The organism is Variovorax rhizosphaerae, from assembly GCF_037889975.1.
Taxonomy (GTDB): domain Bacteria; phylum Pseudomonadota; class Gammaproteobacteria; order Burkholderiales; family Burkholderiaceae_C; genus Variovorax; species Variovorax rhizosphaerae.
The window spans coordinates 1-21,305 of record NZ_JBBKZT010000005.1 but is presented as its reverse complement, the minus strand read 5'-3'; the positions used below and the strand labels follow the sequence as shown (position 1 = coordinate 21,305).

Below are 21,305 nucleotides of genomic sequence, written 5' to 3'. Positions count from 1 at the left end.
CAGCCCTGACGCCTGCATGCGTGGCGAGCAGCACTTTCCTTCGTTCGATTGCCGCCTATGAAGTCAACTACGTCTATTTCAACGACCCCGTCGAAGTCCATTGCCATCATGGGAATTCGAGGCATTCCCGCCAAGCACGGTGGCTTCGAGACCTTTGTGGAGCAACTTGCGCCCTACCTGTTGTCCGCCGGGTGGGCGGTCACCGTCTATTGCCAGGAGGAGGGCACGGCGCCGACCTGGGAAAGCACGTTCCACGGCATCCGGCGCGTTCACATCGGCGTCGGGCGGGACACGGCCTTCAACACGATACGCTTCGACTGGGCCTGCATCTCGCACGCGTTGAAGGACCGTCCCTCGCTGGTGCTCACGCTGGGCTACAACACCGCCCTCTTCAACCTGCGCCTGCGCGCGGCCGGCATACCGAACGTGATGAACATGGACGGCATGGAGTGGGCGCGCCGGAAGTGGGGCCCGATGGCGCGCGGCTGGCTGTACCTGAACGACTGGGCGGGCTGCATGGGCGCGACGCACCTCGTGGCGGATCACCCGGAGATCGCGCGCCACCTGAACTCGCGCGTGCATGCACGCAAGATCACGACGATTCCCTATGGCTCCACATCCATCGAAGAGGCGGACACTGCGCCGTTGAAGGACCTGGGCGTGCAGCCGGGCAAGTTCGTGACCGTGATCGCACGCCCCGAGCCCGAGAACTCCATCCTGGAAATCGTCCAGGCCTTCTCGGCGAAGAAGCGTGGCGTCGACCTGGTGGTGCTGGGCAACTACCGGGCGGAAGTCGCCTATCACGCCCAGGTGCGGGCAGCGGCCAGCAGCGAGGTGCGCTTCCCCGGGGCGATCTACGACACCACCACCGTCCATTCGCTTCGCAAGCACTCCATCCTCTATGTGCATGGCCACCGGGTGGGCGGAACCAACCCTTCGCTGCTCGAAGCGATGGGCTCCGGCAACGCGGTGCTGGCGCACGACAACCATTTCAATCGCTGGGTCGCAGGCGACGGCGCTGGCTACTTCAAGGACTCCAGCAGCTGCCGCGACGCACTTGACGACCTGATTGACAACGCCCCGCGGCGCCACGAGATGAGCAGCGCGACGTTGAAGCGGGCCCATGTCACCTTCGCCTGGCGCGACGTGCTGGCGGCCTACGCCTTCCTGCTCTCCGATGTGCACTCCTGGGCGCATGGCCGCCCCTCCACCTGGCAACGCCTTCCCGCATCGCTCCCGCAAGAACCTGAAAGCACATAGATGATCTTTTTCCGATCGATGGTCGCGGCGCTTGAGTCGATGTGGCTTCGCCATCTCGAGTCAATCCCCCGCGGGGGGCGGGCTGGGCGCAGCCCGGCCCTGGGGGCTCTCGAGTCGATGTGGCTTCGCCATCTCGACTCAATCCCCCGCGGGGGGCGGGCTGGGCGCAGCGCGGCCTTGGGGGCTCTCCTGGCATTCGCACTCGCAGGTTGTTCGAACCCATCCCGTCAGCAGGAGGCGAGCACATCGTCGCCGCCCGTCATGGCGGCCGCGACGACGACCGGCAGCGCGCCGCAGCCCGATGCCGACTACACCTTCTCGCCCGGTGACGAATTCGACCTGCGCGTGCCGGACGCGCCGCAACTCGACCAGTCGCTGCGCGTGCTGCCTGACGGCACCGTGAGCCTGCCGCTCATGGGCTTGGTGCGCTTCCAGGGCCGCAGCGTCGACGAGGTGCAGAAGGACTTGCGCACGCGCCTCGACAAGCTCGCCGGCGAAGCGCCGAACCGCGACTACCTGCTGCGCCGGAACGATGAACTCGAGATCAAGTTCCCCTTCGCAGTGATGCTGAACGACGTGGTGCGGCTGCGACCCGACGGCAAGATCCAGCTCCAGCTGGTCGGCATGGTCCGCGCCGAGGGCCGCTCGCCCGAAGAACTGGCGCAAGACCTCCGCACCCGGTATGCCACCTACCTGCGCAACCCCGACCTCGCCGTCATCGTGCGTTCGGTCAACTCGCAAAGCGTGCGCACCGCCAATGGCGTCGGGCGCGCCGGCCTGCAGGGGCTCCGGCCGACCATCGTGGTCCGCAGCTTCCAACCCGCGCAAGTCTTCGTCGGCGGCGAAGTGGCGCGGCCAGGCATGCTGCCGTTCCGGCCCGGCCTGTCGCTGGTCCAGGCGATGGTCGAGGCCGGCGGCCAATTGCCCAGTGGCGATCCGTCGGCCCTGATCCTGTTGCGCCGCGGCCAGGACAACACCCTCGAGGCCGTCAACGCCGGCTTCACCGCCGACGCGCTGCGTTCGCCCGATCGCGACATCCTGCTGCGTCCCTACGACGTGGTCATGCTGCCCAAGTCCGGCGTAGCCATCGTGGCCGACAACCTCAACCAGTACCTGTACAACCTCGTGCCCTTCCTGCGCAACGGCTCCGTCGCGCTGAACTACGACAACGTCGGCAGGCGCTGAACAAAGAAGAACAAAAGCTCCAATGCCCGGTATCACGCCCCTGTTTCCAAACCCACCCACCGCTCCATCGACCCTCATCTCGCCCGGCGAAATCGCAGGCATGTTCTGGCGCAACGGCCGGCTCGTCGCGAGCTGCACCGTGCTCGTCTCGGCGCTCGCACTGGGCCTGTACTTCGTGCAAGTGCCCGTCTACACATCCACCGCCCGGTTGCTGGTGCAGATCGACCAGATCGGCACGCCTTCGTTCCTGTCTGGCATTGCGGCCTATCGCGAATCCCAATTGGCCGAGCCGGTCAGCCGGAAGATCGAAACCGAGATGGCGCTCGTGCTCAACCGCACCAATGCCATGGAAGTGGTCGACAAGCTCGGCATCCAGCCTTCGCAGCTGCCGGTGTCGCCCATCGCCAGCGCCAAGTCGCGGCTGATGGAGATATTCCCCGCCTTTGGCGCACCGGAGAAGACGGACAGTGCGACCCGCCAGAGCCGCATCGCCAGCGACGTGCTGGCCAACATGAGCATCGAGCCCGTGCGTTCCAAGACCGCCGAGACCACGTCCAACGTGCTCGAGGTCCGCTTTTCCAGCACCGATCCCGACCTTGCGCCGCGGGCGCTCGAGGGCATGCTCGACGCGTACCTGCGCGTCGGTTCGCAGCAGAACCGGCGCCTCGGCACGGCCACGACCAACCTGTTGAAGTCCCAGATCGAATCGGCCCAGGCCGAACTGAAGAGCGCCGAGGATGCGATGGTCCAGTTGGCCATTCGCGAGAGCCACGACACCGATCTCACCGCCTCCGCCACACTGGCCGGCGCGACGACCGGCGCAGCCGGCACGCGCCGCGAGACCGGCCGCGGCGCCAACCAGGCCGCAAACGCACAACTGGTCGTGCAATACCTCGACCTGCAGAGCCAACTCGACGAACTGCGGCAGACCTTCACCGACGAGACGGACGGCGTCAGGAAACTGAAGCAGCGCGTGGCCGACATGCGGGCCCGGCTCGCCTCCCAGGTGCGCTCGACCGCCACCAATACGGCAGCCTTCAACCGCCTGGAACGGCAGCGCTCGCTGGCGCTGGACCGCTATGTGGAACTGCGCCGCAAGTTCGACCAGATCGACATCTACATGCAGCTCACGCCCGCGGCCCTCGATGGCCGGATCGTGGTCGACCCCCCGAGCGCGCCCGACACGCGGCAGGCAGGCAAGAAGAAGCTGATCGCGCTGGCCGGCCCCGTTGCCGGCCTGTTGCTGGGCCTGCTCCTGGTCACGTTGAAGCAGTTCATTCGTCCGCGCCTGCAAAGCCGGCGCGAAGTCGAGCGCCTGCTGGGCGTTCCCGTGCTCGGCACGCTGCCGACCTTTGCCGAAAAAGCTGCAAGTGCCGGCCCGCCAGACGCCACCCGAGGCGCCCTCCAATGAAAAGCCATGACTCGCTGCTGGCGGCCCGCATCACGCTGGCCATGCTGGAACAACTGCCTGCCCGCGACGACGGCGGGCATGTGGTGCTGGTGACCAGCGCAATGGCCGGCGAAGGCAAGAGCTTCGTCTCGCGCATGCTCGCCCATGAATCGGCCCAGACGACACTGGGCGATATCGGCCTGGTGTCCACCGGTTTCATCGATGCCACCATGGGGACCAAGCTGGTCGACACGTCCATCCACGCCACCCGCACGCCGCACCTGTTCTACATCCCGTTCTCGCAGGAGCAGCGGGCCGACGAGCTCTACAACGCCACCGCAGTTGCCGCGGGCATCGTGGCGCTGCGTGCTCGCTTCCAGCTCAGCCTGATCGACGGACCGGTGCTCGCGGACTGCGGCGCCTTGCTGACGCGCGTGGACGCGGTGCTGCTGGTGGTCGACGCGGGCCGCACATCGCCGCGGCAGGTCCGGCGCGCCTTGAGCGAGGCAGCGGTGGCGCCGTCCGACATTGCGGGCGTGGTGCTGAACCATGCGCCGCAACCCCTTCCGGCGTGGATGGGCTGCGATTGAACACCTCGCCGGCCCGTGCCACGTCGAGCTTCGAGTGCATTGCGCTCGCGGCCGGCGTGGTGCTGGGCGGGTTTGCCATGGCGGCATTGCTGGGTGCGGAGTCCATCGGGTTGCAGGTGCCGGGGCTGGGCGCCGTCGCGGCGGCCGCCCATGCGCTGGCCACGCGCCAGTTGCGGCGGCCTCTGCTGGCGGCGATGTTCTTCCTGGCGCCGGTCGGCATCAGCAAGGCCGTCATCGCGCCGCTGACGGATTGGTACTACCCCGCCGGTCCCTACTACTCGCCGGGCCTGTACCTGACGCTGTCTCATGTCGCGCTGCTGGCGCTGCTGGTCGCATGGCTGGGCCGCCGGGCGCTGCTGGAGCGGCGCTGGCCACCCATGACCCGGCTCGACGGGCTCGCCATGGGCTTCATGGTGTTCATCTGGATCCGCAGCTTCGGCTCGCCGCAGGGCCTGCTGTCGCTGGGCAGCGCGGCGACGTATTCGCTGGCGGTGATCGGCTTCTACGTCGCCTCGCACGCCATCCAGGACACCTCGGACCTGCGGCTGGTCGTCAAGGCCTCGCTGGCGATGCTGTTCCTGACCATCGTCTACGTCGCGCTGCAGGCGATCACCCAGTTGCCGCTGTCGCTGCCCGGCTCCAAGGGGCTTTCCTTTGGCGCCATCGTGGACTTCGGCGGCGGCGTGACGACCTATCGGCCCGCGGGGTTCATGAGCCACCCCAATTCGCTGGCGCACTACCTGGTCATCGTTCTTCCGCCCGCCATCGCGCTGTGCCTGCTGGGGCGGGCGCGCATTCCCCCGGCGGCCTGGTGGGCGGCCGTCGTGGCGACCGTGGGCGGGCTCATGATTCTCCTGCTGACCCTGTCGCGGGGCGGGTGGGCCAGCGCCGCGCTCGCCACCTGTGTCATCGTGGCCGTCTACGTGCGCAGGGGGCTCATCGGCCGCACCCACCTCGCACTGATCGTCGTGGCTGTGATCGTGGGCGCGCTCGTGGTGGTGACCGTCTACCCCACGATCCTGCTGCGCCTCACGGCGCCGGACAACCGCTCGCTCGAGTCGCGCGTGCTGCTGGCAGACATGGCCTTCACCATCATCAAGGCCAATCCCTTCATTGGCGTGGGCTTCGGCGACTACAACCGGGCGGCCTTCGAGTACGCCGCGCCACTGTTCGCCACCGTGACAGCCGACTACCAGCACGAATTGCGTCAGCTGGTGGTGCACAACCATTTCCTGCTGCTGGCAGCAGAACTGGGCATCCCGGCGATGCTGCTGTTCGTGGTCCTGCTGTGGCGCCTCGCCCGCCTGCCCTGGCCGCTCACACGCTGGCAGGACCATGGCAGCTTCGCCGTCGCGATCGGGCTGTCGGCGGCGGTCGTCGGCGAGGCGCTGTTCTTCAACTCCGACAACTACTACGCCGACATCCGGGTCTACATGTTCTGGCTGGGCGCCGGCGTGTTGCAGGCGCTGACGCTGCTCGCCGACCGGGAGAGCGCGCGGTGAAGCGTGGCAAGTTCCTGGCGGCGCTGGGCTCGGCCATGGGTTCGCGGCTGGCGACGGCCGCGCTCAACTACGGGCTGTTCTGGGCGCTGTCGCGGCTGCTCGGCACCGAGGCGCTGGGCGGCTTCTCGCTGTTGATGAACGTGTTCCTGATGGTCCAGTTGCTGCCATTGCTGGGCCTGACGGTGCCGTTGATGCGCCGGGTCGCGACCACGCCGGGCAGCCTGCCGGCGGAGACCACGAATGCCTTCGCGTTCGCGGTGCCCGTCAGCGTGGTGCTGGCATTGATCGTCGCGGTGTGGGGCCATGTCTCGTACAGCGGCGACATCGCGCTGTCGTTCGGCCTGGTCGCGCTCTCGCTGCTGCCGACGGCTTGGACCATCGTCGCTGAAGCGGGGTTGCTCGGGCAGGAACGCGTGGCCGACGTGGCGCGGCTCTACTTCATCGAGGCGCTGTTGCGCACCGTGCTGGCCATTGCCTGCGTCTGGCTCGGCCATGGACTGGTGGGCGTGTTCACCGTCTTCCTGGTGCTGCGCTTCGTCGCGGCGCTGCTGTATGCGCTGCATTCGATGATTCCCTTCCCGCGACTCGCGGCCTGGAATTGGCAGTTGCAGAAGCGCAACTGGTCCGAGGTGCCCGTGTTCCTCAGCATCGCCGTGGTCGCGGCGCTGGTGTCGCGTCTCGACGTGCTGACGCTGTCGCACCTGCGCGGGCTGCATGACGTGGCCACGTACTCGGCCGGCTCGCGGCTCTACGACGCGGCGCAGATGCTGCCGACGATGACCGCGCTGGTCGTGCTGCCCACGCTGTCCCGGCAGTTCGTGTCGGCGCGCGACCGGTTCCGCACGACGCTCGGACTGTCGGTGCAGATCGGCCTGCTGCTGGGCCTGGGTTTCGCGATGGTGGCCGCCGCGTTCGCGCAACCCGTGATCGACCTGCTCTACCGCCCCGACATGGCCTCGGCCGCGGCCGGCCTGCGCTGGCTGATATTCGCGGGGTCCATCATGATGGTGGACGTGATCCTGTCGTCCACGATGCTGGCGGCGAGCGCGCAAAAGCATGACCTGCGCTCACTGACTCTCGGGCTCGTGGCGCTGGTGCTGGCACTGGGCGCGCTGGTGCCCAGCTTCGGGCCCACCGGGGCCGCCGCGGCCGTCGTGATCGGCCTGTCCGTCCGCGTGCTGTGGCGCCTGCGCTGGGCGGTGCGGGAGCTCAGCATGCCCCCGCCCTGGCTTCACATCGCCCGGCTGATGGTCGGCTGCGCAGCGGGCGTGGCCGCCCTGTCGCTGGCGCTGCCCCATGGCGCGCTGGCGGCAGCGCTGGCGGCGCCGACGGCCTACACGGCCACCGTCGTCCTGCTGGGCACGCTGGGTCGCCACCCCTGGCGCACGCTGCGCGCCGACATGGCGTTGCTGACCCAGCGCAATCCGCAATGAAGGAAACCCGCCAACCATGCAAATCCTCCACCTCGATCCGGATGACATGGGCAACCCCTTGTCGGGCGGCGGTCCGGTACGGACTTACGAAATCTACAAGCGCCTCGCGCTGCGGCACGAGATCACTGTGCTCACGCCGACCTACGCCGGGTCGACGCCGGAGATGCACCGCGACGGCATCCGCTATGTGCGGCTGGGCCGCAAGATCCGCAACCACGGCTCGTCGCACCACATCACCTACCTGGCCTCCCTGCCCCGCGCCGTGCGGCGCTTCGACCACGACCTGCTGGTGGAAGACTTCATGCCGCCGTCGTCGGCCACGTACACCCCGCTGTTCCGGCATCGCGACCGCCCGTTGATCGCCTCGGTGCAGTGGTTCTTCGCGCGTGCCTACACCCGTCGGCTCAAGCTGCCGTTCCACTGGGGCGAGGAATACGGCGTGCGCCTGTACGACAACTTCGTGGTGTTGACCGAAGCGATGCGGGCCTTCATCGAGGCACGGCATCCGAAGGCCAATTGCCGCGTGGTCGCGAACGGCGTCGACGACGCCCTGTTCGAAACCCATCCGCTGCCGGGCATGGGCATCCTGTACCTCGGCCGCATCGAGATCCAGGCCAAGGGCATCGACCTGCTGCTCGCCGCCTACGCGCAGATCCCCGAGGCCGAGCGCGAAGTGCTCACGCTGGCCGGCACGGTGCAGGAACCGCAGCAACTCCAGCAACTGATCGACCGCTACAAGCTGCAGCGCTGGGTCCGCGTCACCGGCCCCTTCAATGCGGCCGAGCGACTTCGGCTGCTGGCGGGATGCCGCTTCGTGGTGATGCCGTCGCGCACCGAGACCTTCGGCATGACCATCGCCGAGGCCAACGCTGCCGCCCGGCAGACTGTGACCTGGGACATCGCGCCGATGAACGAGGTGGCATCGCCGTTCAGCCCCCGCGTCAGGGCCTTCGATGTCGAAGCCTATGCCGCGGCCATGCGCGTGTTGCTGCACGCGCCCCTGGCCAACTTGGCCGGGCTCGGCGAGGGCTCGCGCGAACACGCGCGACGATGGGACTGGAGCGCAGTGGCCGATGCGCAGGAATGCTTCTACCTGGATGTGATGGACCGGCACCGGCACCAGCGCGCCAGGTCCCGGGCCTGAGCGCCACGACATCACGCGCGGCGGCACCGGCACTGCCCATCCCATGAATCAGGACAAGACATGAATCTTCAACCGCTGGTCAGCATCGTCATCGTCAACTGGAACGTGCGGGAACTGCTGCATGCCTGCCTCAAGTCGGTGTACGAACAAGGGGGCCTCCCGGCTGATGCGATGCAGGTGATCGTCGTCGACAACGCCTCCGGCGACGGCAGCGCCGCCATGGTCCGGGACGGCTTCCCGCAGGTTCAACTGGTCGCCAACGTCGACAACGTCGGCTTCGGCCGCGCCAACAACCAGGTGCTGGAGGACTGCGAGGCGCCCTACGTGCTGCTGCTGAATCCCGATACGGTGGTCGAGCCCGATGCCATCGTCGACCTGGTCAAGGCCATGGACGCACGGCCCGACGTTGCCGTGATCGGCTGCCGGCTCCTCAACGCCGACGGCACCCTGCAACGCTGGACCGGCGGCGCCTATCCGCGCCTGCTGAACCTGATGACGCACAACTTCTTCCTCGACCTGCTGCTGCCCGCTGCGTGGCGGCCGCAGCCGCTCTACCTCGACCACGACGTGCAGGAGGACATCGATGTCGACTGGGTCTCCGGCGCCTGCATGATGCTGCGCGGCAGCAAGCTCGGCGGGCGCCTGTTCAACCCCGACTACTTCATGTACGGCGAGGACATGGAACTCTGCCACCGCCTCAAGCTCGCGGGCAGCCGGGTCGTCTACAGCCCGAAGGTATCGATCATTCACTACCAGGGCGCGAGCATGAAGAAACAGCACGGCGACGTGCTGCTGTCCTCGCTCAAGGGGCCGCGCCAGTTCTACCGCCAGATGCGAGGGGGGCGGGGCCTGCGTGCCTACGACATCGTTACCGTCTCCGGCTTCGGGCTGCGATGGCTGATGTACCGCCTGGCCAGCCTGCTGAGCCCCGACAGCGGCTTCGACCGCAGGGCCCGTTCCAGCCAGGACATGATGCGACGCGCATGGGCCATCCTGCGTACCCACTGACGCGGCGCGCCTGGCTCGCGCGCTCGACGCTGGCCGTCGGGGCCGGCGGCGCGCTGCTGCTGCAATCGCCATGCCGGGCCTCTCCAGTCGATGTGGCCTTGCCTTCCCGACTTGATCCCCGGCGGGAGGCGGGCCGGGCGGAGCCGGGCCATGGCGGCCCGGGAGAGGCAGCGTTCGCGCCCACCCGTGAATCGCATGCCTTCAACGTGACCCTGGACGCGCGCGCGTCCGGGACGCCGGTCAACCGCCGCGTGCTCGGCAGCAACGTCGGCTGGGTGTACGGCGGCGACAACATGGTGACGGCCGATGGCGCTTTCGCACCCGCCATGCTCGCGATGGCGCGCCGCCTCGGCCCGACCGTGCTGCGCTACCCGGGCGGCACCTTCTCCGACCTGTTCCATTGGGACGCGCCCATCAACGAACACGTCTTCAGCCGCGAGCGCCACCGCACGTTGATGGACACGCAACGCTTTCTCGAACTGTGCGAGGCGGTCGGGGCGCAGCCGCTGATCACCGTCAACATCATGACCGGCACCGCCGATGAAGCGGCGCGCTGGGTGGCGGCCACCAACGTGGCGCGCATGACATCGCGCATCACCGGGAGCAGGCTGCCACGCGTCGTGTACTGGGAACTCGGCAACGAGCCTTATCTCAAGGAAGCGTCGCGCACCGACGTCGACCTGCTGCCGCCGGAGTTCGCACGGCGCGTCAACCTCTTCATCCGTGCCATGCGCGCGGTCGACCCGGACATCGTGCTCGGCCTGCCGCTGACCACCGACCAGCGCGCCGGCCTGCCAGTGACGCCGTACCCGGGCTTCACGCGCACGGTGCTCGGCATTGTGACGGAACGCTTCGACTATGTGTGCCTGCACAACGCCTACATGCCCTTCGGCACCCAGCGCGGCATGTCGCCGTCCGAGTTGTACTGGGGCGCGGCCGCGGGCGCACTCACCGTGAAGCGCGACTTCGGCGTCATGCGGCAACTGCTCGCCGAGTTGCGGCCAAAGCAGAAGCTGCCGCTGGCGGTGACCGAGTACAGCGCGCTGTTCAGCCTCGGCCGTGGCCCGTCGGACCAATGGACCAGCGCACCCGCCGGCGCCGTCTTCCTGGCCGACGTGCTGCGCGTGTTCGCAGAGACGCCCGACTTCCTGATGGCGAACCACTGGTCGCTGTCGGCCAACGGGCTGTTCGGCGCCATCCATGCCGGCGCGTACCCGAGGCCGGCCTTCCAGGTGCTGCAGCTCATGCGCGAGGCACTCCAGGGGCAGCGCATCCCGGCCATCGTGCAGGCGGAGACCGTGCGCGTCGCGCGCATCGGTCAGGTGGAGGCCGTCGATGCCATGCCGCTGGTCGAGGTCCTCGCCACGCGCGTCGACGCCGACAGTGGCCGCCCGGCCCTGCGCATGCTGGTCATCAACAAGGACCCTCGCCGCGCGGCCCTGGGACAGTTCAATGTCGGCCCCCTGCGCACCGCGCAGGCGCGCATGAGCCTCCTGTCCGCCGCCAATGTCTTCGATGCCAGCGACCGACCGGACATGCTCGTGCGCAGCGAGTCGTTGCTCGACGGCCCTGCCAACCAGAAACTCGGCGCGCACCTGCCTCCGCACAGCGTGGCGCTCATCACCGTGGACCTCCCGATCTCATGACCCCCACTCCTCCCCGCCCGCGCGTCGGCGTGGATTTCCATACTTTCGACGGCATCTTCCAGGGCAGCCGGAGCCACATCCTCGGCATCTACCAGGAAGCGATCGTGCAGGCGCCCGAAATCGACTTCGTCTTCCTGCTGGGCGACACGGCGCGGCTGCGCGCGGAATACCCGGTGTTCAATGCACCCAATGTCGAACTGGTCGCAGTGCCGCACACCGGCGGCATGGTGCGGCTGGGATGGCAACTGGCGCTGCTGCAGCGCAAGCACAGGATCGACCTGCTGCACATGCAATACCGCCTGCCCTTCCTGCGCTCGGGCGACTGTGCCTGCACGATCCACGACACGCTGTTCGAGACGCATCCGCAGTACTTCACGCCCAACTTCGTCCGCATGTCGCAGGTGACGAGCCTGATCGCCACGCGCCATGCCAGCCTCCTCTTCACCGTGAGCGCGTTCTCGCGCGGCGAGATCGCGCGGCTCTACGACATCGACCCGGCGCGCATCGCGATCACCCCCAACGGCATCGACACCGCACGCTTCCATCCGGGCGCAGAAGGCGCCGACCATGTGCGCAGCGCCGGCCTCGAACCCGGCGGCTACCTCTGCACCCTGGGCCGGCTGGAGCCGCGCAAGAACCACCTGAACCTGCTGCGCGCCTATGCCTTGCTGCCCGGACCGAGGTTGCCGCTGGTGATCATCGGCCAGCGCGACTTCCACAGCGAACCCATCTTCGACGCCGTGCGCACGCTCGGCCTGGAACAGGACGTCCGTTTCATGGAGAAGGTGCCTGACGCCGCCCTGCCCGCGCTGCTGCGTCATGCGTCGGTGTTCGTCTATCCGACCTTTGCCGAAGGCTTCGGCATGCCGGTCGCGGAGGCGATGGCCAGCGGGGTGCCCGTGGTGACCTCGAGCACCACCTCCCTGCCCGAGGTCGCCGGGAACGCGGCGCTCACCGCCGACCCCAACTTCCCCACCGCCATTGCGGCGGCCATTTCTACGCTGCTGTCGAACCCGGTGGCACGGTCGCGCGCCATCGAGCGCGGCCTTGTACAGGCGGCGAAATTCAACTGGCATGCGTCGGCGCAGGTGCTGGTCGCGGCTTATCGGCGGCACTTCGGGAAAGGCGCGCCGTGACCCTGCCGGCTCCGGCGCCTTCCTATCCCGACGGCCTTGCACAGCTCTCGCGGGGCCGCGACAACAACCTCAACCTGATCCGCATGGTGGCCGCCACGATGGTGCTGTTGAGCCACAGCTACGTGGTCGCATCCGGCGACATGAAGTCCGAGCCCTGGCTGGCCCTGCTGGGCATGACGCCCGGTGGCGTGGCGGTGGATGCGTTCTTCGTGCTCAGCGGCTTCCTGGTGATGGGCAGCCTGCAACGCAGCGGTCGGATCGGGCCCTTCGCAGTTGCGCGCTCGCTGCGCATCTACCCCGGCCTGTGGGTCGCGCTGCTGGTGTCGACCCTGGTTGTCGGCGCGGCATTCAGCGAACTGGGCTTCAGGGCCTTCATCTCGGACCCTCAGACCTGGCGCTACCTGGCCCGGAACGCGACGATGGTGGGCGGCAGCGAGGCCGTGCTGCCCGGTGCCTTCGCGCACAACCCGTTCGCGGACCAGGTCAACGTTTCACTCTGGACCCTGCGCTGGGAACTGCGGCTGTACATCGCACTGGGACTGATGGGGTGGTGCGCGACACGCTGGCCGCGCGGGGCGCGCCTCATGCCGGCGCTGGTGCCCGGGCTGGCCGTGACGCTGCTTGCCACCACCTTCATCCTGCTGTTCCTGGACAAGCCGAACGATGCGCCGCGGCTGGGGGCGATGTTCCTTTCTGGCGCGGCGTACTGGATCCATCGCGACCGCTTGCGCATCCAGGGCCGCTGGGCCTTGGCGGTTTGCATGGCAATGGCCGCAGGGGCGGCAGTGGCGCCCCACGCATTCGAGGTCATCTATCGCCTGGGCTTCCCCTACGTCCTGATGTACCTGGCCTTCGTGCCTGGCAGTACCCAAGGACCGGCGACCCTGCGCGGTATTCGCGCCTACAACCGGGTGGGCGACTATTCCTATGGCATGTATGTCTATGCATTCCCGGTGCAGCAATGCACAGCCGCGTTGTTGCCGGGGATCTCGACGTGGACAATGACCGGCGTCGCCGGCGCCGTGACGCTGATGCTCGCCATGCTGTCCTGGCATCTCATCGAAAAGCCCGCCACGTCCTGGAGGCGCCGCCCCGCAACGAGAGCTGAGCCTGGAAAAAGCAGTTGACCGCGCTCAACCTTTGGAAAAGCAGCATGGAGCCTGAGACTTCCGCCTTCGATCACGTTCGCCGCCGGGGTGAGAGCGCTATGCACCCGATTGCACCGCGCTCGACGCGCCATGCGGCGTTGCTCGGCCTTGCGGGCATCAGCCCGCCGCGTTCTCCCGCCTTGCCTGGCACGCCGATCACGGCGCACTCGGGCGCATCCAACTGCTTTTTCCAGGCTGAATGAAATCCTTCGCCAAACTGGGCCTGGTCATCGGCCTTGCCGCATGCCACTGGGTCACTCCCACCGACAACACGGCCATTGCCGCGACGTCCGCGGCCCCTGCGCCCAAGCCAACGCGCATCGCCTTCATCGGCAACAGCCTGACGCTCCATCCGGAGAGCAAGGAACTGGGCTGGATGAATCACTGGGGGATGGCGGCATCGGCCCAGGCCCGCGACTACGCACACCTGACCGGGGCGGCACTGAAACTGCCCGTGTCGGTCGTCAACCTCTCCAACCTTGAACTCGATCCGGTCACCAATGCCGGGCGCCTCGCCGAGGTGGCCCCTCGCATCGACGCCACGACCCTGGTGGTCGTCGAGCTCGGGGACAACGTGCGAGCCGCCCACCTCGCATCCTTCACGGAGATTTACGCCAAGCTGGTGGCGACGGCGGCCCAGGGGCTGCGCCTCGTGTGCCTGTCCACCTGGTGGCGCAATCCTTCGACCGACGCCGTCATCCGGCAGCAGTGCACCTCACACGGCGGTCGCTATGTGGACATCGGCGACATCCATGCCGATCCGGCCAGCCAGGACCGGCAGCGGACCCAGTTCGCCAACCCCAGCGTCAACGCGCATCCGCATGACTGGGGCATGGCCCGCATCGCGGAGCGCGTCGCGGCGGCGCTGCGATAGCGCCGCCGCAAACCCTTCGCGCAACCGTCAGGAAGAGGCCAGCGCCGCCCGAGCCGCCTTGCGCTCGCCATAGCGCTTGGCCAGCCGCGGCAGGATCAGCACGCCCAGCACGATGATGACCAGCGCGATCGACATCGGCCGCTGGAAGAACACCACCGCACTGCCCTCGCCGATCGACATCGCATTGCGCAGTTGCGCTTCAGCCAGCGGCCCGAGGATCATGCCGACCACCACCGGCGCGGTCGGGAAGTCGAAGCGCCGCATGAGCACGCCCAGGATGCCGATGCCGTAGAGCAGGAACAGGTCGAACGAGCTCTGGCGCATGCCGTAGGCACCGACCGTCGCGAAGATCAGGATGCCGGCGTAGAGCTGCGGCTTGGGGATCTTCAAGAGCTTGACCCACAGGCCGACCATCGGCAGGTTCAGCACCAGCAGCATGACGTTGCCGATGTAGAGCGAGGCAATCAGCGCCCAGACCAGCGCGGCCGAAGTGGTGAACAGTTGCGGCCCCGGCTGGATGCCGTAGTTCTGGAAGGCGCCGAGCAGGATGGCCGTGGTGTTGCTGGTCGGGATGCCCAGCGTGAGCAAAGGGATCAGCGCCGCCGTCACCGTGGCGTTGTTGGCGGCTTCGGGGCCGGCCACGCCTTCGATGGCGCCCTTGGTGCCGAAGTCCTTCTTGTGCTCAGGCTTTGCCAGCTTCTTTTCCGTCGCATAGCTCAGGAAGGTCGGGATCTCGGTGCCACCGGCCGGGATGCAGCCGAAGGGCGTGCCGATGGCCGTGCCGCGCAACCACGCAGGGATGGAACGCTTCCAGTCGCTCGCGCTCATGTGCACGCGGCTCAGCTTGTTCTGGCCTTCGACGAGCTTGCCTTCGTACAGCACCGCATAGAGCACTTCCGCCACCGCGAACAGGCCGACTGCGACCAGCACGATCTCGATTCCATCCAGCAACTCGGGCACGCCGCCCGTGTAGCGGCCTTGGCCGGAGATCTGGTCGAGTCCGACGCAGCCTGCGGCCAGCCCGACGAACAATGCCGTCATGCCGCGCAGCGTGCTCTTGCCCAGCACCGCGCTCACGGTGGTGAAGGCCAGCAGCATCAGCAGGAAGTATTCCGGCGGCCCGAGCTTGACGGCGAACTCGGCGACAAAGGGCGCGAACAAGGTGACGATGACCGTGGCGATGGAACCCGCCACGAAGGAGCCGATGGCCGCGGTGGCGAGCGCAGCGCCCGCCCTCCCGCTCTTGGCCATCTTGTTGCCCTCCATGGCAGTCACCATGCTCGCCGTCTCCCCGGGCGTGTTGAGCAGGATAGAGGTGGTGGAGCCGCCGTACATCGCGCCGTAGTAGATGCCGGAGAAGAAGATCATCGAGGCCGTGACCTCGACCTTGGCCGTGATCGGCAGCAGCATCGCCACCGCGACCGCCGGGCCGATGCCGGGCAGCACGCCGACGGCCGTGCCGAGCGCACAACCGACCAGGCACCAGAGCAGATTGGCAGGGGTGATCGCGAGCGCGAACCCGTGCATGAGGGCGTTGAAGATGTCCATGCTCAGATCCAGCCGGTGTTGGTCAGGCCCGGCAGGTTGATCGCCAGGAACTTGGTGAAGGCCCAGTACACCGGGGCCGAGATCAGGAGACCCGTCAGGGCGTCGGTGAGCCACATGCGCGGCTGGTTGGCTGCCGCCTGCCCGTTCGCGCGGCGCAGGCCCTGCACGGCCAGCACATAGGTCAGCGTGCAACTCAGGATGAAGCCCAGCGTGGTGATGAGCGCCGCGTTGAGCAGCAGCCCCGCCGAGACCCACACGAAGCCGGGCCAGTAGGCAGGCACGTCATCGTCCGACGCCTCCAACTGGCGAAAGCCGCCCGTGCGCGCCTCCCAGATGATCCAGGCGCCGCAGATGGTGAGCACGATCGACACCATCCAAGGCAGGAAATTGGGGCCGACGCCGCCATAGCCTGCCTCGGACGAGATGTCGATGGCGCCCATCGCGAGCAGCAAACCGGTCAACAACACACCAATCCCGACCAGGGTCTGCGGCCAAAGTGCCGCGGATGGCGTTTCCACCGCGTTTTCGGAAGTAGTCATTTTTCTGTTCCAAGAATCCCGAATTCAGGGCCGTGTGGCCGGTTCCAGAAACACCGCGGACCCGGGCCGCTGGCGTCGCCCCTTGTCGGGGTGGGCGACCTGCGCCAAGCGAGGCCGACCTGGGAAGCTATCGCGTGACCCGCGACGAATGCCTTGCTGAGCCATGCCTGTTCGTGGGCACCCGCGGAACCGGCTTTGCCCGGCCGCTGGGTGCGCCCACTTGAGGGGCTGAGGACCGAGGCTCCAAGCCTGCCTGCGCAGGCTTGGACGGTCCGCAAGAGCAGCCGCTTCTGGCGACCGCCCCGGCGCCGCAGGCGCATTCGGGGGTGGGCTTGTTCAAACCATGCCGGACTTGGTCATGATGGCGCGCAGGCTCGCAAAGTCGTCGTCCACGAACTTCGCGAATGCTTCGCCGGAGATGACCGCCGGGGTCCAGTCGTTCTTCTTGAGCGCATCGGCCCAGGCCGGCGTCTTCAATGCGGCCAGCACCAGGTCGGTCAGCGTCTTGCGTTGTTCCGGCGTGATACCGGGCGCGCCGTACACACCGCGCCAGTTGCCGATCTCGACATCGATGCCCTGCTCCTTGAGCGTCGGCACGTTGATGCCGGGCAGGCGCTGCGCCGAAGTGACGGCGATGGCCTTCATCTTGCCGTCGGCGATGTAGGGAGCGAACTCGCTGTAGCCGCTGCCGCCCACCGTGACGTTGCCGCCCAGGATGGCCGCCGTGGCCTCGCCGCCGCCACGGAAGGCGACGTAGTTGATCTTGGACGGGTCCGCGCCGACCTTCTGCGCGATCATGGCCGCGGCGATGTGCTCGGTCGAGCCGCGCGAGCCGCCGCCCCACTTGACGCTGCCCGGGTCCTTCTTGAGTTGCGCGACCACGTCGGCCATGGACTTCAGCGGCGAATTGGCGGGCAGCACGAACACGTTGTACTCGGTGGTCAGGCGGGCCAGCGGCGTGGCCTGTTCGAGCTTGACCGGCGGCTTGCCGGTGATGATGCCGCCCAGCATGACAGAGCCCATCACCATCAGCGCGTTCGGGTCGCCCTTGGAGCCGTTCACGAACTGGGCCAGGCCCAGCGCGCCGGCGGCGCCGCCCTTGTTGTCATAAGTGACGGTGTCGGCCAGCTTGCCGTCCGACAGGGCCTTGCCGAGTGCGCGGCCGGTGGTGTCCCAGCCGCCGCCGGGGTTGGCGGGGATCATCATCTTGACGTTGGCCCCAGCCCAGGCCGACAAGGGCAAGGCACCGGTGGCGGCCAGTGCTGCAAGGGATTTCAGAAAGGTATCGCGACGCATATGAGGAAGTCTCCTGTGACTGTGGTTCTGACCGGTAGCTGACTGGGTATCATGCGCCGCCTTGCTGTCAGTTGGCTGTCTGGCGGCTTGGGGAAAACACTGAAGCTTGACAGGGCACTTGATCGCGCCCAATCCTCGGGACTGATCCCATGAACATCCACTCTTCTGGCTTCGACCGCCCGCACCTGTCGGGTGCATGTCATTCACCGGCGTGCATGCAGCCACCCCTGCAAGGATGAAATGAAGCTGCTGCTGGTCGAAGACGACCCCTCCATGCAGGCCACGCTGCAACGCGCGCTGGCCCGGCGCCGGATCGATGTGCGCCTCTGCGGGGACGGCGCGCTCGCCGTGGCGCAGTGGCGCGAACTGGAACCCGACGTGGTCGCGCTCGACCTGAGCCTGCCCAATCTCGACGGCCTGCAGGTGCTGGCCCAGGCGCGCGCCGCCGGCCTGCGCACCCCCGTGCTGCTGCTGACCGCGCGCGGCACGGTGGGCGACCGCATCATGGGACTCAACGCGGGCGCCGACGACTACCTGCCCAAGCCTTTCGACCTGGACGAACTGGAAGCCCGCCTGCGCGCCCTGAGGCGCCGCCACCAGGGCATGGGCGCCGATAACCCGGTGCGCTCGCAACAAGTGGGCGCGCTGCGATTCGAAGCCGACAGCGGCGCCATCTATCACCGCGGCGAGGTGATGGAACTCACGCCGCGGGAACTGGCATTGCTCGCCGCATTGATGGCCAAGCCCGGCCACGCGGTGACGAAGGAGCGCCTGTTCGAGCTGGTGTTCCCCGGCGAGACCGAAGTGCAGTACGAGGCCATCGAGGTCGTGGTCTACCGCCTGCGCAAGAAGCTCGCCGGCACCGGCACCGCCCTGATGACCTTGCGCGGCCTCGGCTACCTGCTGCGCGAAGAAGGATGAAGCGCGCCACCTCGCTGCGCCGCACCTTGCTGATCGGCATCCTGGCACCGATCGGCCTGTTCATCATCATCAACTCGATCAGCCTCTACCGGCAGAGCCTGGCCGCCGCCACGCTGGCCTACGACCGCACGCTGCTCGCGTCGGCCAAGACCATCGGCGAGCAGCTCGACGTGGAAGGCTATGAGGACAAGGCCGAACTGCGCGCCAAGGTGCCCTACTCCGCGCTGGAAGCCTTCGAGGCCGACAACCAGAGCCGCATCTTCTATCGGGTGTCGGACCTGTCCGGCGCGATGGTGTCGGGCTTCGACGAGTTGCCGTTCTGGCACGGCCGGATACCGCTGCGCCCGGCCTACGCCGCGCTGGTCGACTTCTACGATGCCACCGTGCACGGCGAGCCAGTGCGAGTGGCCGTGTTGCTGAATCCGGTGGCCAGCGAACGCGGCCGGGGAATGGCCGTGGTGCAGGTGGCCGAAACGCTGGAACTGCGCCAGACGCTGGCACGGCGCATCCTCCTCGACACGCTCTGGCGGCAACTGTTGCTGATGGCAGTGATTGCCGCCGTGGTGGTGCTGGTGGTGCAGCGCGCGACGCGGCCGGTTCGCCGCCTCAGTGCGGAACTGGCGGCGCGTTCGGAAAGCGACCTGTCGCCCATCGATGCGCCCGATGCCCCGCGCGAACTGCGCCCGCTGGTCGATGCCACCACCGAGGTCATGGGGCGGCTGCAACGGCTGCTCGACCACCAGAAGCGCTTCGTGCGTGACAGCGCACATCAGCTGCGCACGCCGCTCGCGGTGCTGAAGGCGCAGGTGCAGTCGGCCCGGCGCGGCGACATGCCGCCCGACGAGGCGCTGCGCGAGATCAGCGAGACGGTCGAGCGTGCGACTGCGCTGGCCAACCAGATGCTCTCGCTGGCCAAGGTCGAACAGTTGCGCCAGCAACCGGAGTCGACCCGCATCGATTGGGCCGACATGGCGCGCGAGGTGGCGCTGGACGTGTCGCCGCTGATCGCCGACAAGGCGCTGGATTTCGAGTTCGAGGAAGCGCCGTCGCCCGTGCGCGCGCACCACTGGATGCTGCAGGAACTGACGCGCAACCTGCTGCACAACGCCATCAAGCACAGTCCGCACGGTGGCCGGCTGCTGCTCGCGCTGCGGTCCGAGGATGAAGGCGTCTGCCTGCGGATTCAGGACGACGGCCCCGGCATTTCGGCCGAGTTGCGGCAGCGGTTGTTTGCGCCCTTTGCCGCGGGCGACGTGACGCGCGGATCGGGTCTTGGGCTGGCGATCTGCCGCGAGATCGTGCTGGCGCTCGGCGGGCGTATTTCACTGGACAACAGGGAAACCGACGGACGGATTGTCGGATTGACCGCAATGGTCTGGCTTCCGCTGGACAATCCGCCTTGATGGAACGACTCCGCATCGACAAATGGCTCTGGGCCGCGCGCTTCTACAAGACGCGGTCGCTGGCCGCCGACGAGATCGGCAAGCACCGCGTGCAGGTGAATGGCGACATTGCCAAGGCCTCGCGCGAGGTGAAGGTCGGCGACCTGGTCACGCTGCGCCAGGGGGCGGTCACGCGGGTGGTCAACGTGCTCGGCCTCAGCGGGCAGCGCGGGCCGGCGCCGGTTGCGCAGAAGCTGTACGCGGAAACGCCGGAGAGCATCGCCGCGCAGGCCGCCGCGCGGGAGTTGCGGCGCATGGGCACCGAGCCCGCGCACAGCCTGGAGCAAGGACGGCCGACCAAGCGGGACCGGCGGCTGCTCGACGATGCCAAGGGCGGGGGCTGGGGGACGCGGTGGAGTGCGAGCATCGATGACGAGAAGGACGGCGAGGAGTAGCTGTCAAAGGGCTGCCTCGTACTTGGCGGACGACCGGCCGAGCGCCGCATCGTCGCACCGCTCAGCGGGAAGAGTTAGGCCTCATCAAGGCAAGGGATGCTGCGGCTCGCAAAATGCCGTAAAAGTGCGTTTGCGAAGCGATCTCCTGAACTAGGTAATAGCGGGGTATGCAATGGCCGAGCAAGTGAATCCATACGTTGAGTTGGCAAAGTATCCGCTCGCGGTAGCTTCAATTTTCTTAGCCTTGGTTGGCGCCAAGTTCGTCTTGGGCATCCCCTTTGGAGCCATTTCGAAGTTAACAAAGGACGGGGTTGAATTCGCGCAAGAAGCGAAGGGGGAGATTGCCTCTCTAAGCGCGCAGGTCAACGCAGCAACCAAAGCGATCGACGAAATCAAGAAGCAAGTGCCGAGCAAACCCCTGTCCAGTGAGGCCAAGTCAGATATCTTTGAAGCTAGTCAGACCGTGTCAAACCAGACGGCACAGGTAGCAACTGTCGGAAGCGATTCACTGTCAGGAAGAAGTCCCGCTGCAGGCTTCATATGGATTGGCGACTACACGAAGAGTTTGTCGGCGTGGCAGCGGGTCAAACTAGTCTCCCCAACGACAAACGCACCACTCACCACACCTCCCTCCAGCGTAGCGCCTGGTACCGTCTTCACCTTGTCTAGCAACATGGTGCTGCGCGATGGTCTACCTGCGAACGACACTGAATACTTCCAGGGGCGGAGGAGTCTAGCAGGCTGCTGAAATACTCCGCGTCAACTTGAGCCATGCTCTGCGGCGAGAGTACCGTTTCACATCGTGCATTGATCGGTGAGTTCTGAAGCCGTTTTTTGCTGATTTGAGG

At 67.3% G+C, this 21,305-nt stretch carries 20 protein-coding genes; 17 read left to right on the top strand and 3 right to left on the bottom strand.

Annotated elements, in window-relative coordinates; all coding sequences use genetic code 11:
- The first annotated feature begins 57 nt into the window (after window positions 1–57).
- From WKW82_RS11580 to WKW82_RS11520, 13 genes are all read left to right on the top strand, one after another.
- Window positions 58–1,260 carry a DUF1972 domain-containing protein gene (locus tag WKW82_RS11580; protein ID WP_340342447.1) on the top strand — a complete coding sequence of 401 codons (1,203 nt, stop codon included), beginning with the start codon at window positions 58–60 and terminating at the stop codon, window positions 1,258–1,260.
- Window positions 1,261–1,521: 261 nt separating this feature from the next.
- Window positions 1,522–2,445, top strand: coding sequence for a polysaccharide biosynthesis/export family protein (locus WKW82_RS11575; RefSeq protein ID WP_340342446.1), 924 nt, complete (start codon window positions 1,522–1,524; stop codon window positions 2,443–2,445).
- 100 nt (window positions 2,446–2,545) lie between these two features.
- Complete coding sequence (locus WKW82_RS11570; RefSeq protein WP_340342445.1) at window positions 2,546–3,856, top strand: Wzz/FepE/Etk N-terminal domain-containing protein; 1,311 nt, start codon at window positions 2,546–2,548, stop codon at window positions 3,854–3,856.
- Complete coding sequence (locus WKW82_RS11565; RefSeq protein ID WP_340342444.1) at window positions 3,853–4,425, top strand: P-loop NTPase family protein; 573 nt, start codon at window positions 3,853–3,855, stop codon at window positions 4,423–4,425. Before WKW82_RS11570 ends, WKW82_RS11565 begins: the two co-directional genes overlap by 4 nt.
- Window positions 4,422–5,927 carry an O-antigen ligase family protein gene (locus WKW82_RS11560; protein ID WP_340342443.1) on the top strand — a complete coding sequence of 502 codons (1,506 nt, stop codon included), beginning with the start codon at window positions 4,422–4,424 and terminating at the stop codon, window positions 5,925–5,927. Before WKW82_RS11565 ends, WKW82_RS11560 begins: the two co-directional genes overlap by 4 nt.
- Window positions 5,924–7,360, top strand: a complete 1,437-nt coding sequence (locus WKW82_RS11555; RefSeq protein WP_340342442.1) for an oligosaccharide flippase family protein — start codon at window positions 5,924–5,926, stop codon at window positions 7,358–7,360. The genes WKW82_RS11560 and WKW82_RS11555 overlap by 4 nt, the downstream gene beginning before the upstream one ends.
- 16 nt (window positions 7,361–7,376) lie before the next feature.
- Window positions 7,377–8,504 carry a glycosyltransferase family 4 protein gene (locus tag WKW82_RS11550; RefSeq protein WP_340342441.1) on the top strand — a complete coding sequence of 376 codons (1,128 nt, stop codon included), beginning with the start codon at window positions 7,377–7,379 and terminating at the stop codon, window positions 8,502–8,504.
- A 60-nt stretch (window positions 8,505–8,564) separates the two neighbouring features.
- Window positions 8,565–9,512: a glycosyltransferase family 2 protein gene (locus WKW82_RS11545; protein WP_340342440.1), complete on the top strand. Its 948-nt coding sequence runs from the start codon at window positions 8,565–8,567 to the stop codon at window positions 9,510–9,512.
- On the top strand, window positions 9,488–11,158 hold the full coding sequence (locus tag WKW82_RS11540; protein ID WP_340342439.1) for a hypothetical protein: 1,671 nt from the start codon (window positions 9,488–9,490) through the stop codon (window positions 11,156–11,158). Before WKW82_RS11545 ends, WKW82_RS11540 begins: the two co-directional genes overlap by 25 nt.
- Complete coding sequence (locus WKW82_RS11535; RefSeq protein WP_340342438.1) at window positions 11,155–12,294, top strand: glycosyltransferase family 4 protein; 1,140 nt, start codon at window positions 11,155–11,157, stop codon at window positions 12,292–12,294. Before WKW82_RS11540 ends, WKW82_RS11535 begins: the two co-directional genes overlap by 4 nt.
- Window positions 12,291–13,421, top strand: a complete 1,131-nt coding sequence (locus WKW82_RS11530; RefSeq protein ID WP_340342437.1) for an acyltransferase family protein — start codon at window positions 12,291–12,293, stop codon at window positions 13,419–13,421. The genes WKW82_RS11535 and WKW82_RS11530 overlap by 4 nt, the downstream gene beginning before the upstream one ends.
- On the top strand, window positions 13,418–13,645 hold the full coding sequence (locus tag WKW82_RS11525; protein ID WP_340342436.1) for a hypothetical protein: 228 nt from the start codon (window positions 13,418–13,420) through the stop codon (window positions 13,643–13,645). Before WKW82_RS11530 ends, WKW82_RS11525 begins: the two co-directional genes overlap by 4 nt.
- Window positions 13,642–14,316, top strand: a complete 675-nt coding sequence (locus WKW82_RS11520; RefSeq protein ID WP_340342435.1) for an SGNH/GDSL hydrolase family protein — start codon at window positions 13,642–13,644, stop codon at window positions 14,314–14,316. The genes WKW82_RS11525 and WKW82_RS11520 overlap by 4 nt, the downstream gene beginning before the upstream one ends.
- A gap of 27 nt (window positions 14,317–14,343) precedes the next feature.
- Here WKW82_RS11520 and WKW82_RS11515 read toward each other — a convergent pair whose 3' ends face one another.
- From WKW82_RS11515 to WKW82_RS11505, 3 genes are all read right to left on the bottom strand, one after another.
- Window positions 14,344–15,864 (bottom strand): tripartite tricarboxylate transporter permease, encoded by a 1,521-nt coding sequence (locus tag WKW82_RS11515; RefSeq protein WP_340342434.1) that lies wholly within the window; start codon window positions 15,862–15,864, stop codon window positions 14,344–14,346.
- Between the two features lie 2 nt (window positions 15,865–15,866).
- Window positions 15,867–16,403, bottom strand: coding sequence for a tripartite tricarboxylate transporter TctB family protein (locus tag WKW82_RS11510; RefSeq protein ID WP_340342433.1), 537 nt, complete (start codon window positions 16,401–16,403; stop codon window positions 15,867–15,869).
- 336 nt (window positions 16,404–16,739) lie between these two features.
- Complete coding sequence (locus WKW82_RS11505; protein WP_340342432.1) at window positions 16,740–17,699, bottom strand: Bug family tripartite tricarboxylate transporter substrate binding protein; 960 nt, start codon at window positions 17,697–17,699, stop codon at window positions 16,740–16,742.
- Between the two features lie 240 nt (window positions 17,700–17,939).
- On the opposite strand from WKW82_RS11505, the gene WKW82_RS11500 reads away from it, so the two are divergent.
- The 4 genes from WKW82_RS11500 to WKW82_RS11485 all read left to right on the top strand — a co-directional run bounded on the left by WKW82_RS11500 (window position 17,940) and on the right by WKW82_RS11485 (window position 21,205).
- Window positions 17,940–18,620, top strand: coding sequence for a response regulator (locus tag WKW82_RS11500; protein WP_340342431.1), 681 nt, complete (start codon window positions 17,940–17,942; stop codon window positions 18,618–18,620).
- Complete coding sequence (locus tag WKW82_RS11495) at window positions 18,617–20,023, top strand: sensor histidine kinase (protein WP_340342430.1); 1,407 nt, start codon at window positions 18,617–18,619, stop codon at window positions 20,021–20,023. Before WKW82_RS11500 ends, WKW82_RS11495 begins: the two co-directional genes overlap by 4 nt.
- Window positions 20,023–20,457, top strand: a complete 435-nt coding sequence (locus WKW82_RS11490; RefSeq protein ID WP_340342825.1) for an RNA-binding S4 domain-containing protein — start codon at window positions 20,023–20,025, stop codon at window positions 20,455–20,457. Before WKW82_RS11495 ends, WKW82_RS11490 begins: the two co-directional genes overlap by 1 nt.
- A 172-nt stretch (window positions 20,458–20,629) precedes the next feature.
- Window positions 20,630–21,205 carry a hypothetical protein gene (locus WKW82_RS11485; RefSeq protein ID WP_340342429.1) on the top strand — a complete coding sequence of 192 codons (576 nt, stop codon included), beginning with the start codon at window positions 20,630–20,632 and terminating at the stop codon, window positions 21,203–21,205.
- Window positions 21,206–21,305: the final 100 nt, after the last annotated feature.

Bases quoted from the DNA above. Each gene is read 5' to 3' on its own strand.
- WKW82_RS11535 (WP_340342438.1), top strand. From the start codon at position 11,155: ATGACCCCCACTCCTCCCCGCCCGCGCGTCGGCGTGGATTTCCATACT.
- WKW82_RS11520 (WP_340342435.1), top strand. From the start codon at position 13,642: ATGAAATCCTTCGCCAAACTGGGCCTGGTCATCGGCCTTGCCGCATGC.
- WKW82_RS11515 (WP_340342434.1), bottom strand. From the start codon at position 15,864: ATGGACATCTTCAACGCCCTCATGCACGGGTTCGCGCTCGCGATCACC.
- WKW82_RS11485 (WP_340342429.1), top strand. From the start codon at position 20,630: ATGGCCGAGCAAGTGAATCCATACGTTGAGTTGGCAAAGTATCCGCTC.
- WKW82_RS11580 (WP_340342447.1), top strand. From the start codon at position 58: ATGAAGTCAACTACGTCTATTTCAACGACCCCGTCGAAGTCCATTGCC.
- WKW82_RS11500 (WP_340342431.1), top strand. From the start codon at position 17,940: ATGAAGCTGCTGCTGGTCGAAGACGACCCCTCCATGCAGGCCACGCTG.
- WKW82_RS11575 (WP_340342446.1), top strand. From the start codon at position 1,522: ATGGCGGCCGCGACGACGACCGGCAGCGCGCCGCAGCCCGATGCCGAC.
- WKW82_RS11550 (WP_340342441.1), top strand. From the start codon at position 7,377: ATGCAAATCCTCCACCTCGATCCGGATGACATGGGCAACCCCTTGTCG.
- WKW82_RS11490 (WP_340342825.1), top strand. From the start codon at position 20,023: ATGGAACGACTCCGCATCGACAAATGGCTCTGGGCCGCGCGCTTCTAC.
- WKW82_RS11495 (WP_340342430.1), top strand. From the start codon at position 18,617: ATGAAGCGCGCCACCTCGCTGCGCCGCACCTTGCTGATCGGCATCCTG.
- WKW82_RS11540 (WP_340342439.1), top strand. From the start codon at position 9,488: ATGGGCCATCCTGCGTACCCACTGACGCGGCGCGCCTGGCTCGCGCGC.
- WKW82_RS11510 (WP_340342433.1), bottom strand. From the start codon at position 16,403: ATGACTACTTCCGAAAACGCGGTGGAAACGCCATCCGCGGCACTTTGG.
- WKW82_RS11505 (WP_340342432.1), bottom strand. From the start codon at position 17,699: ATGCGTCGCGATACCTTTCTGAAATCCCTTGCAGCACTGGCCGCCACC.
- WKW82_RS11570 (WP_340342445.1), top strand. From the start codon at position 2,546: ATGTTCTGGCGCAACGGCCGGCTCGTCGCGAGCTGCACCGTGCTCGTC.
- WKW82_RS11545 (WP_340342440.1), top strand. From the start codon at position 8,565: ATGAATCTTCAACCGCTGGTCAGCATCGTCATCGTCAACTGGAACGTG.
- WKW82_RS11565 (WP_340342444.1), top strand. From the start codon at position 3,853: ATGAAAAGCCATGACTCGCTGCTGGCGGCCCGCATCACGCTGGCCATG.